Annotated in this window: 12 protein-coding genes; 6 read left to right on the top strand and 6 right to left on the bottom strand. The window is 59.9% G+C overall.

Features of this window, described 5'->3' with window-relative positions:
• Nucleotides 1-11 precede the first annotated feature (11 nt).
• A complete protein-coding gene (locus D3791_RS03585) occupies nucleotides 12-974 on the bottom strand; it encodes a 1,4-dihydroxy-2-naphthoyl-CoA synthase (RefSeq protein WP_022874239.1) in 963 nt (320 codons plus the stop codon).
• Nucleotides 975-1,110: 136 nt separating this feature from the next.
• On the opposite strand from D3791_RS03585, the gene D3791_RS03580 reads away from it, so the two are divergent.
• From D3791_RS03580 to D3791_RS03570, 3 genes are read left to right on the top strand one after another with little or no spacing between them, the layout of a single operon-like run.
• The gene (locus D3791_RS03580) at nucleotides 1,111-2,334 is read left to right on the top strand and encodes a thiolase family protein (protein WP_022874238.1); all 1,224 of its coding nucleotides are present in this window, start codon (nucleotides 1,111-1,113) and stop codon (nucleotides 2,332-2,334) included.
• A 1-nt stretch (nucleotide 2,335) separates the two neighbouring features.
• On the top strand, nucleotides 2,336-3,130 hold the full coding sequence (locus D3791_RS03575) for an enoyl-CoA hydratase/isomerase family protein (protein ID WP_172511310.1): 795 nt from the start codon (nucleotides 2,336-2,338) through the stop codon (nucleotides 3,128-3,130).
• Nucleotides 3,131-3,132: 2 nt separating this feature from the next.
• Nucleotides 3,133-4,005 carry a 3-hydroxyacyl-CoA dehydrogenase family protein gene (locus D3791_RS03570; protein WP_172511309.1) on the top strand — a complete coding sequence of 291 codons (873 nt, stop codon included), beginning with the start codon at nucleotides 3,133-3,135 and terminating at the stop codon, nucleotides 4,003-4,005.
• Nucleotides 4,006-4,085: 80 nt separating this feature from the next.
• Here the strand turns inward: D3791_RS03570 and D3791_RS03565 are convergent, their stop codons facing one another.
• Nucleotides 4,086-4,988, bottom strand: a complete 903-nt coding sequence (locus tag D3791_RS03565) for a serine protein kinase RIO (protein ID WP_022874235.1) — start codon at nucleotides 4,986-4,988, stop codon at nucleotides 4,086-4,088.
• A gap of 140 nt (nucleotides 4,989-5,128) precedes the next feature.
• Here D3791_RS03565 and D3791_RS03560 point away from each other — a divergent pair, with 140 nt between their 5' ends.
• The 3 genes from D3791_RS03560 to D3791_RS03550 all read left to right on the top strand — a co-directional run bounded on the left by D3791_RS03560 (nucleotide 5,129) and on the right by D3791_RS03550 (nucleotide 10,192).
• A complete protein-coding gene (locus D3791_RS03560) occupies nucleotides 5,129-5,851 on the top strand; it encodes a tyrosine-protein phosphatase (RefSeq protein ID WP_172511308.1) in 723 nt (240 codons plus the stop codon).
• 115 nt (nucleotides 5,852-5,966) lie between these two features.
• Nucleotides 5,967-8,090: a phenylacetic acid degradation bifunctional protein PaaZ gene (gene paaZ, locus D3791_RS03555; protein ID WP_172511307.1), complete on the top strand. Its 2,124-nt coding sequence runs from the start codon at nucleotides 5,967-5,969 to the stop codon at nucleotides 8,088-8,090.
• A gap of 326 nt (nucleotides 8,091-8,416) precedes the next feature.
• Nucleotides 8,417-10,192, top strand: a complete 1,776-nt coding sequence (locus tag D3791_RS03550) for a carbohydrate-binding module family 20 domain-containing protein (RefSeq protein WP_246242301.1) — start codon at nucleotides 8,417-8,419, stop codon at nucleotides 10,190-10,192.
• Between the two features lie 56 nt (nucleotides 10,193-10,248).
• On the opposite strand, the gene D3791_RS03545 is transcribed toward D3791_RS03550, so the two are convergent.
• From D3791_RS03545 to paaI, 4 genes are all read right to left on the bottom strand, one after another.
• Complete coding sequence (locus tag D3791_RS03545) at nucleotides 10,249-10,989, bottom strand: nicotinamide mononucleotide transporter (RefSeq protein WP_152485452.1); 741 nt, start codon at nucleotides 10,987-10,989, stop codon at nucleotides 10,249-10,251.
• A 192-nt stretch (nucleotides 10,990-11,181) separates the two neighbouring features.
• Entirely contained in the window at nucleotides 11,182-11,799 is a 618-nt protein-coding gene (locus D3791_RS03540) for a TetR/AcrR family transcriptional regulator (protein ID WP_022874230.1), read from the bottom strand.
• A 32-nt stretch (nucleotides 11,800-11,831) separates the two neighbouring features.
• Entirely contained in the window at nucleotides 11,832-13,151 is a 1,320-nt protein-coding gene (locus D3791_RS03535) for a phenylacetate--CoA ligase family protein (RefSeq protein ID WP_022874229.1), read from the bottom strand.
• 37 nt (nucleotides 13,152-13,188) lie between these two features.
• The gene (gene paaI, locus D3791_RS03530; protein ID WP_022874228.1) at nucleotides 13,189-13,629 is read right to left on the bottom strand and encodes a hydroxyphenylacetyl-CoA thioesterase PaaI; all 441 of its coding nucleotides are present in this window, start codon (nucleotides 13,627-13,629) and stop codon (nucleotides 13,189-13,191) included.
• Nucleotides 13,630-13,722 lie beyond the last annotated feature (93 nt).

Below are 13,722 nucleotides of genomic sequence, written 5' to 3'. Positions count from 1 at the left end.
GGTGCTGACGCTTAGAAGTAGTACGGGTAGTCAGACCAGTCGGGGTCGCGCTTGCCCAGGAACGCGTCGCGTCCTTCTACTGCCTCATCGGTCATGTAGGCCATGCGGGTCGCCTCGCCGGCGAAGACCTGCTGGCCTGCCAGGCCGTCATCGGCTAGGTTGAAGGCGAACTTCAGCATGCGGATGGCCTGAGGGGACTGCTTGGCGATATCCGCGGCGTATTCCAAAGCGACCTCTTCCAGGCGTTCATGTTCCACCGATTCGTTCACCGCGCCCATGCGGACCATGTCGTCGGCGGAGTATTCGCGGGCCAGGAAGAAGATCTCGCGGGCGGTCTTCTGGCCAACCTGGCGGGCCAGCAGGGCCGAGCCGTAGCCGGCGTCGAAGGAACCCACGGTGGCGTCGGTCTGCTTGAACTTGCCATTTTCCTTGGAGGCGATGGTCAGGTCGGAAACCACGTGCAGGGAGTGCCCGCCGCCGGCGGCCCAGCCGTTGACCACGCACAGCACCACCTTGGGCATGGTGCGCATGAGCCGTTGCACTTCAAGGATGTGCAGTCGTCCGGCGCGGGCAGGGTCGATCGATTCGCGGGTTTCGCCCTCTGCATAGCGGTAGCCGTCGCGGCCGCGAATGCGCTGGTCTCCACCCGAGCAGAAGGCATGTCCGCCGTCCTTGGGGGACGGGCCGTTGCCGGTGAGCAGCACCGTGGCCACATTGCTGGTCATCCGCGCGTGATCCATGGCGCGGTAGAGCTCGTCCACGGTGTGGGGGCGGAAGGCATTGCGCACCTCGGGGCGGTCGAAGGCGATGCGCACCGTCGGCAGGTCGCGCACGATGGTGCCTTGGGCGTCGCGTTCCACCTGGCGGTGGTAGGTGATGTCGGTGAAATCGAAGCCTTCGATCACTCGCCAACGAGTGGGATCAAAGACGTCGGAAACCTTCTGGGGTAATGCTGAATTATTCTGGCTACTCACCCTATGAATGCTAGTCGGTTTCCGTCCGATCTCTAAGAATCTGAAATAGCTGAAGCCTATGACTTTATTATTGAACGAATGGTCGGTAAGTTTAGGTGTTGAGGATCACCCAACAGTTTCGGCCCAAGGAGTACAAATGACTGAAGCATTTCTCGTCGGCGGGAGCCGCACCCCGGTAGGACGCTACGGGGGAGCCTTGAGCTCAGTGCGCCCCGATGATCTGGCTGCACTGGCGATCCGCGATCTCATCCAGGACTCTGGAATCGATCCGGCAGTGGTGGATGAAGTGATTCTCGGCAACGCCAACGGCGCCGGTGAAGAGAACCGCAACGTCGCGCGCATGGCATCGCTGCTGGCAGGATTGCCGGTGAGCGTTCCTGGCATCACCGTCAACCGCCTGTGCGCTTCGGGAATGAGTGCCATCACCATGGCCAGCCACATGATCAAGGCAGGTGCCGCCGACGTGGTCATCGCCGGCGGCGTGGAATCGATGTCCCGCGCCCCATGGGTCATGGAGAAGCCGGATAAGCCCTTTGCCAAGCCCGGTGCAGTCTTCGACACGTCCATCGGCTGGCGCTTCACCAACCCGCAATTCCTTTCCGGAGAGCTGTCACGAGACGGCAAGGCGACCTACTCCATGCCGGAGACCGCAGAAGAAGTGGCCCGCGTCTACGGAATCTCCCGCGAGGACTGCGATCAGTTCGCAGTTGATTCCCACGCCCAGGCCATCGCCGCCATAAAAGCCGGTCACTTCCGCGATGAAATCGTGCCGGTGACGGTCAAGCACCGCAAGGGCGAAACCATCGTGGATACCGATGAAGGCCCGCGCCCGGGAACGAGCATGGATGTGCTCTCCGGCCTGCGCCCGGTCGTCAGCGGCGGCGAAGTCGTGACCGCCGGCAACGCCTCATCGCTGAACGATGGAGCCTCGGCCATCTTGGTGGTTTCAGAACGCGCCCTGGAAAAGTACTCGCTGACCGCCCGCGCCCGCATCATCGACGGGCAGGCCGCCGGCCTGGAACCGGAGATCATGGGCATGGGCCCGGTGCCGGCAACCCGCAAAGTGCTCGACCGCGCAGGACTGTCGATCGGGCAGATCGGCGCCATGGAAATCAACGAGGCCTTTGCCAGCCAGTCCCTGGCCAGCATGCGCGAGCTCGGCGTGGATCCGCAGATCGTGAACCGCGACGGGGGAGCCATCGCATTGGGCCATCCGCTGGGATCCAGCGGATCGCGCATCGTGATCACCCTGCTGGGCCGCATGGAACGCGAACTGGTCTCAGCGCAGCGCAAGCTGGCGGTCGCCACCATGTGCGTCGGCGTGGGTCAAGGCTCGGCCATCTTGCTGGAAGGAGCCTAGAGTGGAAAGCCTTGATAGCGAATTCCAGACCCTCAAGGTCAGCGAAACCGATGATCGACTATGGGTCCGGCTCCAACGGCCCGAGGTGCGCAATGCGATCGACCAGGCGATGGTCGACGAACTGCATGCCGTCTGCGATTACCTGGAAAGGAATCCCAAAATCCTGATCTTGGCCGGCACTGCCAGCCAAGCGCCCAGCGCCGCGAATCCCAAGGGGAGCAAGGGGATCTTTGCTTCCGGTGCCGACATTTCGCAGCTGCGAGAACGCCGCCGCGATGATGCGCTCGCCGGGATCAACTCGGGGATCTTCGATCGTGTCGCCAAGCTGCCGATGCCCGTGATCGCCGCCCTTGACGGATTTGCTTTGGGCGGGGGAGCAGAACTGGCCTACGCCGCGGACTTCCGCATCGGCACCGAAGAGCTGCGCATGGGCAATCCCGAAACCAACCTCGGCATCGTCGCCGCGGCCGGAGCGACCTGGAGGCTCAAGGAACTGGTGGGTGAACCGATGGCCAAGGAGATCCTCCTGGCTGGCAAGGTGCTCACCGGCCAGCAGTGCCTGGACGCAGGACTGATCACGGAAATGCATCCGGCCAGCGAACTGGATGCGGCGGCTGAGGCGCTGGCTGATCGCATTGCGGCCCAGGATCCCTTGGCTGTGCGGATCACCAAGTCGGTATTCCACGCTCCGCGTGAAGCCCATCCGGTCATCGACACCTTGGCCCAGGGAATGCTGTTCGAATCCCAAGCCAAGTTTGATCGCATGCAGGCATTCCTTGATCGAAAGAAGAAGTAACCATGAGCGCAACCAATGAAATTGTGATGGGCCAGCTGCCTAAGTACAGCGGAGTACTCGGCGGCGGCCGCATGGGCGCGGGAATCGCCCACGCTCTGCTGATCAGCGGCAGCACGGTGGTTGTCGTCGAGCGCGATGAGGCCTCTGCGCAGGCTGCCTATGAGCGGGTCGCCGAGTCCGTCGACAAGTCCATCGCACGCGGCGTCGTGGGCGAATCCAAAGATGAGCTCATGCAGCGTTTCTCGGTGAGCACGGACTACCAGCAATTCGCCACCGCTCAATTGGTGATCGAGGCAGTTCCGGAAATCTGGGATTTGAAGGTCTCCTCGCTGCAGGCTGTGGAGCAGGTGCTGGATGCCGAGGCCGTGCTGGCCTCGAATACGTCCTCCCTGTCGGTCAGCGGGCTGGCTAAGGAACTGGCTCGGCCCGGCAAGTTCCTCGGGCTTCATTTCTTCAACCCGGTGCCCGCCTCGACGCTCATCGAGGTGGTCATCGGCGAGCAGACTGATAAGAACCTGGTTGATGCATCGCGCGGCTGGGTACAGGCGCTGGGGAAGACCGCCGTGGTGGTCAATGACGCGCCGGGCTTCGCTTCTTCGCGCCTGGGCGTGGCTATCGCCCTGGAAGCCATGCGCATGGTGGAAGAAGGCGTAGCCAGCGCGGAAGACATCGATAATGCCATGGTCCTGGGTTACAAGCACCCGACCGGACCGCTGAAAACCACCGACATTGTCGGCTTGGATGTGCGCCTGGGAATCGCAGAATACCTCCATGAGACCTTGGGTGGCCGGTTTGCTCCACCGCAGATCCTCAGGGATATGGTGGCCGAGGGCAAGCTGGGGCGCAAGAGCGGCCAAGGCTTCTACAGCTGGTAGGAAACCCGCCATATAACCTTCAGCGACAATGGCCTCCGCCGGTCAGGAATGACTGGCGGAGGCCATTGTCCCTCTGGATCCTAGAAGAGATGTCCTAGCAGTGAAGCAAAGAGCTCATCTGGATCATGTGACAGCCCCTTGGAATCAAACCACTCGCACAAATTGACGCAGTCGCGGTGCAAGAAGTCCATGCCTTGCGGATTGCCCGCCAGATCCACGCACTGCGGAACATCGATGACCACTAGGCGCTCGCCGGAAACCAGGAGGTTGTAGGCGGACAGGTCGCCATGGGCAATGCCCAATCCAGCGAACTTCTCAAGGGCGTCTGTGAGTTGATCCCATAGTGCGGGAAGCCGTGGATCAAAGCGCGCAAGCTGTTGCAGGCGGGGTGCTGCCGCCAGCGAATTGTCCGGGTCGGCAATGAATTCCATGAGGATTTCGGTGCCGTCAATCTGTACCGGATACGGCACCGGAATGCCGGCTTCGTAACAGCGCAAGAGGTAGGTCCATTCCGCGTTGGCCCACTGCAAAGCGGCGATGTCCCGGCCGTAGGCGGAATTGTTGCTGATGGCTCGATTATCGCGCGAGCGCCGGGCAGACCTGCCATCGCTATAAGCTTGCGAACGGCTGAATTGCAGGTGGTCGCGGGAGCGATAGCGTTTGGCGGCCAGTAAGCTTGAGCGCTCCTGCGTTGCTCGTTCCAACAGGAAGACGTCGCCTTCTTTGCCGGTTTTGAGGATGCCTAATTCGGTGTCTACGGCACCGGCGTCCTCAATCAGCCATAGCGGGTAGGGCTGCGGCCCGCGCATGCCCTTTTCGATAAACGGCCAGGTGGAGTAGCGCTGGCCAGCCGGTGGCTCATCCGAGGATGATTCGTTCCATACGGGCTTGTGCCTGCGGAATTTGAGCTTGGTATCTGCGTCAGCGAAGTTGGACGAGGTTACCTGTGAGCTGGTGGTTGGTTCTCCAGCAGGAAAATGCATGGGGATAAGTCCTTAGAAAAAGAGATCAATGACCGGGAACGGCGGTAAGCAATCATCGTTACCCCTCCTTCAATAGACTGATTGGCAGTTGCCAATGAGTAGAACTCTACAACAGAGAATCAATATGTTGCAATGGGTAAATGAGCCAGGGCCTGAACTATCAAAAGCAAAGCGGAGATCTGGAATGGGAAGGATCCGTGAATGCGCGGCATATTTGCGGAGCCTTTTATCGAATGGGTCGCCACGAGTGGCTTAATGCCCGCGGCTGGCAGCAAATGCACGAGGGCGGAGTCAGCAAGGTCGTGGACCTGCGCAACCCCAACGAGATCCGCCGGCGGGAGCATGACCCCGCCGTACCCCAGGCAGCGTTCTCCGGCATTGAACTGGTGAACCTGCCGCTGGAGACGCCCGGCAATCCGAGGTTCGAATCGATTGCCGTGCCATATATGAATCACACCGCCATGTACAGGTTGGTGTGCGAAGAATTCGGCGACCAGCTGCGTGCGGTCTTCGAGAATTTGGCGAACTCCCGAGGCTCAACCGTGATCCACTGTTCGGCAGGCCGCGATCGCTCTGGCTTGATTGCCACCATGCTGCTGGATCTCGCAGGTTCCCGGGATCAGATTCTCATCCATGATGAGCTGGCGGTGCGGGGCATTAATGAATGGCATCGCGTCTCGCCGCGAAAGCATCCCTACGAGAGCTATCGGGGTGATGAAGAGCTGCGGGAAATCATTCAAGAAAGAGCCACGGCCCTGTCGGAATTCTGTGCATGGCTTGGTTCGGCCCACTCATATCTGCTGTCCCAGGGCATGAGCGAGGAGGGTCTCGATCACCTGGGTGTTCTCGCGCGGAATTCCTGAGTAGCGGGCGGGGTGGAGAATTCTCGCGAACAACAATTTGAGGTGTTCCCGGTCACGCTCTTGCTGATAAGGTTAATGTTAATACTGACCGACCGTTCAGGAAGGAATTGTGTCAATGTCGACAAAACAGATCAGCGTGGTACCCAGCTTTATCGCCGGAGAATGGCGGACCCCGCAGTCCGAGGGCGGAACAGAAGTCCGCGACGCCAACACCGGAGAACTTCTAGCCGCTGTCACCAATGACAAGCTGGATGTTGCAGCGGCGGTGGACTATGGTCGTGGCACCGGGCATCAGGAGCTGGCCAAGCTCTCCTTGCATGAGCGCGCACTCAAGCTCAAGGAACTCGCGCTGTATCTGAACGAGCGACGCAAGGACCTTTACGAGATCTCCTTCAAAACCGGTGCCACCAAAATCGATTCCATGGTGGATATCGATGGCGGAATCGGCGTTCTGTTCACATTCTCATCCAAGGGCCGCCGTGAACTTCCCAATAGCAATGTCATCCTGGACGGGCCAACGGAACCGCTGAGCAAAGACGGCTCTTTTATCGGCACGCATATCTACACCGCAATGAGTGGTGTCGTGGTGCAGGTCAACGCGTTCAACTTCCCGGTATGGGGCATGCTCGAAAAGTTTGCCCCGGCGTTTATCGCTGGTGTTCCCACCATCGTCAAGCCAGCGACTCCAACGGGCTACCTCACCGAGGCAGCCGTGAGGATGATGCTGGAATCAGGCATCCTTCCCGAAGGGTCCCTGCAGCTTCTCTCGGGATCAGCCCGCGACCTGATGGACCACCTCGACTACCGTGACATGTTCGCCTTCACCGGCTCGGCCGCCACGGCCAGCAAGCTGAAGTCCCATCCAAATGTCATCGACGGGGGAGTGCGCTTCGCAGCAGAAACCGACTCCCTGAACGCGGCCATCCTCGGCCCTGACGCAGAGGAGGGAACAGCGGAATTCGAGGCCTTCGTCAAGGTCGTCGTCACCGAGATGACCTCCAAGGCCGGCCAGAAGTGCACCGCGATCCGCCGCAATATCGTGCCTTCCCACCTGGTGGAGCCGGTCATTGCCGCCATCGGCCAGCGAATCGAGCAGCGGGTAGTCATTGGCGACCCGCGCGTCGAGGGCGTGACCATGGGCGCCTTGGCTTCCCTGGAACAGCTGGCTGATGTCCGTGCTGCAGTGCAGGACATGATTGACGCTGGTGGCGAGCTGGCCTATGGCCGCCTGGATGCCCCAGCCGTACGCGTGGCACCCGAACGCGACGCCGTGGCCGAATCCGGTGCCTTCATGTCACCGGTGGTTCTGCGATGGGCCGATGCCCGCAACCCGCTTGTGCACTCCCGCGAGGCTTTCGGACCGGTCAGCTCCGTCATCGGCTACGACAATCTTGACGAAGCCGTACAGCTGGCCGCCATGGGGGCAGGCTCGCTGGTAGCCACCGTGTGCAGCAACGACGCCGACACCGTGCGTTCACTAGCCCTGGGGATCGCCGCCCATCATGGCCGCGTGCACATCCTGAACCGGGAAACCGCGCGATCAACGACCGGTCACGGTTCACCAGTTCCACACCTGGTCCATGGTGGCCCAGGGCGCGCCGGCGGCGGCGAGGAGCTGGGAGGAATCCGATCGGTGAAGCACCATATGCAGCGCACCGCGGTTCAGGGCTCGCCGAATATGCTCACTGCGCTCAGCGGCGTATGGCATGCCGGCGCTGAACAGCGCCTGGCCGGAAGCGAAAAGTTCGGCGGCCAGGAGCAATACGCGCACCCGTTCCGCAAGTCGCTGGCCGAGCTGCAAGTAGGCGATGGCTTCGCCTCTGATCTGCGCGTAGTGGACCTTGAAGAAATCAGCGAATTCGCCAAGAAAACTGGCGACACCTTCTACGCCCACACCGATGCAAAGGCGGCCGAAGCGAACCCGTTCTTCCCGGGAATCGTCGCCCACGGGTACCTGCTCGTGTCGTGGGCTGCCGGCCTCTTCGTAGAGCCAGCGCCGGGGCCAGTGCTAGCCAACTACGGATTGGAATCCCTGCGCTTCATCACCCCGGTGGCTGCCGGAGATTCAATCCGCGTGACCCTGACGGCCAAGAAAATCACTCCGCGAGTCACCGATGAATATGGCGAGGTCGCATGGGATGCGATCTTGCACAACCAGAATGATGAGATTGTCGCGACCTACGATGTCCTGACCTTGGTGGAGAAAGAAAACCTCACCTACGCCAACTTCGAAGGCTAAAACGCAACTTCAGCAAGGGTGGATGCCGTCAACCACGGCATCCACCATTTTGCGTGCTCGGAGCCAGGACAGCTTCGCCGGATATTTATGAAAGCGTTTCCAATTTTGGCAAGATTCGGCGTGGAGTGAAAAAATTTTAGGACAATTTACCCGGACAGTTTCGCGGGTTTAACGTATTTACAGAAATTTACTTATTGGAAAGAGCTAAGAAAACGCTTACAGTTGTGTCGCAGGTCACGCGTTGATGGGGAACGTGTGGTTAAGCGATCCCGACGCTGTCGCGTCGAGCTATCGCAGCCCGATCATCACAACAAAGGAGTTTTTCTGTGGGACTTTTGCCATCACGCGCCAAATCAACACAACGCCGGCACGGAGCCAGGACGGTGAAGCCGGTGGCAGCACTCGGCGCCTCGCTCGCCCTGCTCGCCGCACCGTTGTTCGCGGCACCCGCCCAAGCCGCCACCCCATCCAACGACGGAAAGGATGTCATCCTCAACCTGTTCCAATGGAACTGGAATTCGGTAGCCCAGGAATGCGAGTCCAGCATCGGTCCAGCAGGATATGGCTACGTCCAGGTCTCGCCTCCAGCTGAGCACCTGCGCGGCACTGCATGGTGGACCTCGTACCAGCCGGTGAGCTACAAGGTTGACTCGAAACTGGGCAACCGCGAGGAATTCTCCGCCATGGTCAAAAGCTGCAACGATGCAGGCGTGAAAGTGATCGCAGACGCCGTGGTCAATCACATGACCGGAGCCGGGCAGACCGGTACTGGAACCGCAGGCTCGGCTTTCTCCGATGACAACTTCCCAGAGTATTCGGCCCAGGACTTCAACGATTGCCGCACCAACATCACCAACTATGCCGACCGCTGGCAAGTGCAGCACTGCCGCCTCGTGGGCTTGCAGGATCTGAAAACCTCCAGCAGCTACGTCCAGCAAAACATCGCCGACTATCTCGATGACCTCGTCTCGCTTGGGGTATCAGGATTCCGCATCGATGCCTCGAAGCACATCCCCGCAACGGACCTCGAAGGCATCAAATCCAAGATGAAGAACCCCGGCGTGTACTGGGTCCACGAGGTGATCGGGGCGTCGGGTGAACCGATCCAGGAGAGCGAATACCTCGGCAGCGGCGACTCGCACGAATTCGACTATTCGCGGCAGCTCAAGCATGATTTCGACGCGCAAATCGCCAACTTGCGCTTCATCGGCGACGGCAAGCTCACCAGCGACCGGGCCGGGGTTTTTGTCACCAACCACGACACCGAACGCAACGGCGAATCCATGAACTACAAGTGGGGCGCCAAGTACCTGCTGGCCAATGTTTTCATGCTCTCCTGGCCTTACGGATCGCCCACCGTGTATTCCGGATTCACGTTCACCGACAAGGAAGCGGGGGCTCCTGGCGCCAGCGACGCATCGGTACCCAATGCCAGCTGCGACTCCTCCGCCTGGACCTGCGAACAGCGGCAAGATGAAATCACCGGAATGGTGGGCTTCAACAACGCCGTCGGCGACGCGGCTGTCAGCAATTGGTGGGACGATGGCGGCAACCAGATCGCATACGGCCGCGGCAATAAGGGCTTCGTAGCCATCAACAACACCTCGGCGGCAACCACCCGCGAATACACCAGCTCGCTGGCCGCTGGCACCTATTGTGATGTGGTGGCCGGAGGCGATTGCTCGAAGACCATCACTGTGGGTGCCGACGGCAAGTTCACCGCGACACTGCCTGCCTACGGTGCCATGGCCCTGCACATCGGTGCCGTATCCGATGGCGGATCAGGAACGCCGGATCCGGTCGAGGACACCGCTGATGTCCGCGTCGCAGTCACCGCCCAAACCGTCATGGGGCAGAACATCCGCATCGTCGGCAACCAGCCGGAACTAGGCAGCTGGGATCCGGCCAAGGCGCCACAGCTATCAGCTGCCAGCTACCCGAGCTGGAGCGGAACGGTGGACCTTCCGGCAGGAACGCAGTTCGAATATAAGTACGTCAAGTACGACCAGAGCGGCAATGCCACGTGGGAATCCGGGGCCAACCGCATCGCGACCGTGAATGCGGACGGTTCCCTGAACCTGAACGACAGCTGGCGCAATTAGCCATAAAAAATGATCCCGCCCCAGTTCACACTGGGGCGGGATCATTCTAGGTTCAGCTACTTTTCGGTTTTGGCATTCAGCTTGTCCAAGGTTGCCTGCTTGGCTTTTTGCAAGGCCAGCTCTTCCTCGTCCAGCTCGATCTGCACCGGCTCGGCAGCCTGGGCAGGAAGGCTGCGCCACAGGAAGTAGCCGTACGCGGCGGCCAGGGCGATGAAGACGTAGAGGCCAAGCATGCCCAGCATTGGCGAAATCAAGAAGTACACCACCAGGTCAGCGATGGCTGCTACAGCCAGCAGCAGCCAGCCTTCGCGCACGCCGCGCGCAATCATGACGAAGGAAGCGAAAATGGCGGCGTCAGCGAAATACATCACCCAGACTTCCGGGGTGGCGGTCAAGAATCCGGAGTTGAAGAGGAATGGGCCGAAGCGCAAGGCCACCAGCAGGATCAAGCCGACAACCATGCCCACGGCAGACCAGAGGGTGACCGGGGTCTTGGTCACTTCGCGAGTGAACTTGCCGTTGAGCTTGAACTGCGAAAAACGCCATAGGCCGAAAATCGGCAGGAGCAGCAGCGGGATCGCGTAGATCAGGCCCAGCAGGTCATACTGCAACGCGGAGATCATGGGGCCTACGAAAACCGAGAGGATCAGCGTCCACCAACCCAAATCATTGCGGTGCCCAAGAAGGATTGCGGAGACGAAAACTAGCAGCATGCTAGCGGCTGACAGCAGGATCTGGACATAGGAACTACCGCTGTCTGCAGTAGCCATGAACAGGGTTTCTAAGAAGGAATCCACGGTGCTCTTCACTCGATCGATTGGCAACGACAGGTGCACAAGGCACCCCTTAGATGCTAACGGTGATTCCTGTGAGTCCGTAAATTCCCAAAGGTTGGATGCGCCACAGCGACCAAGCGTTTATTTCGCATCAACGCATTGAGGCTCCCTGCTCAAAAAGCAGGGAGCCTCAATAATGGCAAATGAATGCGGCTACTTCACCACGGTGTGCAGGCCATGGAAGAGCAGTGAAACCGCTTGTTCTTCCAGCGCCGAAGCCTCCAGTGGGCCATCAACCCGGTACCAATCCACTACCGAGTTGATCATGCCGAACAAAAGTCGGGCCGTGGCGCGGGGCTCCAGGTCATCGCGAAGCTTCCCGTCGCTTTGCGCGGACGTGACCAACTCAGCGAGCTGGCGGTCCATGGCGCGGCGCCGTTCCAGCGCTTGGCGCTCCAATTCGGTGTTGCCACGCAAGCGCAGCAGCAAGGTCACGTAGGGGCGCTTTTCGATCAGGATGCGGATGGTTGAGCGCAAGAAGAACTCCAAACGCTCGTCGGCACTGCCCTCGTGCGTGCGCACTTCGGTGATAACCGCTTCCAAGGGGAAGAGTGCTTCGTCCAAGGCGAGGCGCAGCAAGTCCTCCTTGGAAGGCACGTGGTGGTAGATCGCGGACTTGCTGATCCCCAAGCGGTCGGCAAGCTTGCCCATGGAGGTCGCGTCGTAGCCGTATTCGTTGAATGCCTCGACGGCAATTCTCAGTACGGTTTCCTGGTCGTACCCGGGGCGCCCGCGTTTCACCGGGCGGCTGGCAGTGTCGGTTGTGTCCATGATGAGTCGATTATTCCATGTCCCTGCGCATATTACTGATTACGCAGATCATAGATTCGCTTGAGCTTGCCCATTGATCGCTCCAGCGACTCGGGCTCAACGACATCGATGGCGCAGGACGAGCCGATGTGGATCTTGATGAGCTTGGCCAGTTCCTTCCCTGCGTGTTCAGCCTGCTCGGCCGTCGCATCCATGCGGCGTTCGACTTTCACTGCCAGTTGATCCATGCGGTCGGGGCGCGAAAGGATGAGCTGGAAGTGAGGAGAGAGGCCTGGAACCTTGAGAATCAGCTCTTCGATCTGGCTGGGGAAGAGATTGACTCCGCGCAGAATGATCATGTCATCGCTGCGCCCGGTGATGCGGCCCATCCGGCGGTGTCCCGGGCGGACGCTGCCAGGCATCAGGCGTGTCAGGTCATGGGTCCGGTAGCGGATGATTGGCAGGGCTTGCTTGGTCAGCGAGGTGAAGACCAGTTCGCCATGTTCTCCATCGCCCAGGACCTTGCTCGAATCGAAGGCGTCGATGATTTCGGGTCGGAAATGGTCTTCCCAGATGTGGCTTCCATCTTTGCGTTCATTGGATTCGCCGGCTACGCCTGGGCCCATGACCTCTGAGAGTCCGTAGATATCGCAAGCATCGATATTGAACATCTCTTCGAGTTCATGGCGCATTTCTTCGGTCCATGGTTCGGCGCCGAGAACAGCGACCTTCAGCGACGTGCTGCGCGGATCGAGGCCCTTGCGCTGCATGGCATCGCCGATGGTCAGCAGGTAGGTCGGGGTGCACAGGATCGCATCGGGGGCGAAGTCCTGGATCAGTGAAATCTGCTTATCGGTTTGCCCTCCGGACATGGGGATGACCGTTGCACCAAGATGTTCCGCAGCAGCGTGGGCTCCCAACCCGCCGGTGAACAAGCCGTAGCCGTAGGCGTTGTGCACCTTCCAGCCAGGCTTCACGCCGGATAGCCGCAGGCATCGTGCGCCGAGCTTGGCCCAGTCGGCCAGGTCCTGCTGGGTATAGCCGACAACAGTAGGCTTTCCGGTCGTGCCGGAGGACGCATGGATTCGGGAGACCTCGTGCTGCGGCACGGCGAACATGCCAAAAGGATAGGTCTTGCGCAGATCTTCTTTGTCCGTGAACGGGAACAGCGCAAGGTCGCCCAGTTCCTTGAGATCCTCGGGGTGGACTCCTGCCGCATCGTATTTTTCTTTGTAATGCGGGACGTTGGTGTAGGCGTGGTGAAGGGTTTCCTTCAGCCGTTCAAGCTGGATGGCTTCAATTTCATCGCGGCTCATGGTCTCTTCTGGATCCAGGGGATTGGGGAGAGCGTCGCGGTTGGAGGTCTGAGACATGCTGGAACTTTCGTGTCGAGTGAACTGAAGGGTGGCCTTAGCGCGGCTTGGGCACGGTGCGGGAACGTCCGCGGAATTCGGCTACGACTTCGGTACTGCCGTCGCTGGATTCCTGGGTCACCGTGATGTCATAGATCCCGCTGCGTCCTTGCTGCGAGACCCGTTGGCCGGTGGCGGTGAGTGTTCTTCCGGGAATGGCTGGCCTAAGGAAATTGATATCTGCTCCGGAGGCGACGGTGATGCTCTCATCGGAGCCTTCTACGGGGTTGCAGCTCAAGGCAAAGGCGGTGTCTGCCAGAGCGAAGATCATTCCGCCGTGGCCGATTCCAAAACCGTTGAGCATTTCCGGGCGCAGTTCCATGGTGATGACCGCATGCCCTTCGCGAACTTCGACGACGTTGATGCCCATCCATTGAGTCGCGTAGTCATTGCGGAGAATGGCGTGGGGTACTGGTTCTTCTACCTGGGTATTGGTCATCATTGTCCTTCGCCGATTTATTTACCGAACGATCATTAGGTAATAACAAAATGTGAGCTAAGTCAAGTTATATAGCGGTAAACAATGATCTGT

This window comes from Glutamicibacter mishrai (genome assembly GCF_012221945.1).
Lineage (GTDB): Bacteria > Actinomycetota > Actinomycetes > Actinomycetales > Micrococcaceae > Glutamicibacter > Glutamicibacter mishrai.
This window is presented reverse-complemented; position numbering and strand designations above follow the sequence as displayed.

Excerpts from the sequence above, each read along its gene's own strand:
- D3791_RS03580 (WP_022874238.1), top strand. The coding sequence starts at position 1,111 with ATGACTGAAGCATTTCTCGTCGGCGGGAGCCGCACCCCGGTAGGACGC.
- D3791_RS03570 (WP_172511309.1), top strand. The coding sequence starts at position 3,133 with ATGAGCGCAACCAATGAAATTGTGATGGGCCAGCTGCCTAAGTACAGC.
- D3791_RS03565 (WP_022874235.1), bottom strand. The coding sequence starts at position 4,988 with ATGCATTTTCCTGCTGGAGAACCAACCACCAGCTCACAGGTAACCTCG.
- D3791_RS03560 (WP_172511308.1), top strand. The coding sequence starts at position 5,129 with ATGAGCCAGGGCCTGAACTATCAAAAGCAAAGCGGAGATCTGGAATGG.
- paaZ (WP_172511307.1), top strand. The coding sequence starts at position 5,967 with ATGTCGACAAAACAGATCAGCGTGGTACCCAGCTTTATCGCCGGAGAA.
- D3791_RS03540 (WP_022874230.1), bottom strand. The coding sequence starts at position 11,799 with ATGGACACAACCGACACTGCCAGCCGCCCGGTGAAACGCGGGCGCCCC.
- D3791_RS03535 (WP_022874229.1), bottom strand. The coding sequence starts at position 13,151 with ATGTCTCAGACCTCCAACCGCGACGCTCTCCCCAATCCCCTGGATCCA.
- paaI (WP_022874228.1), bottom strand. The coding sequence starts at position 13,629 with ATGACCAATACCCAGGTAGAAGAACCAGTACCCCACGCCATTCTCCGC.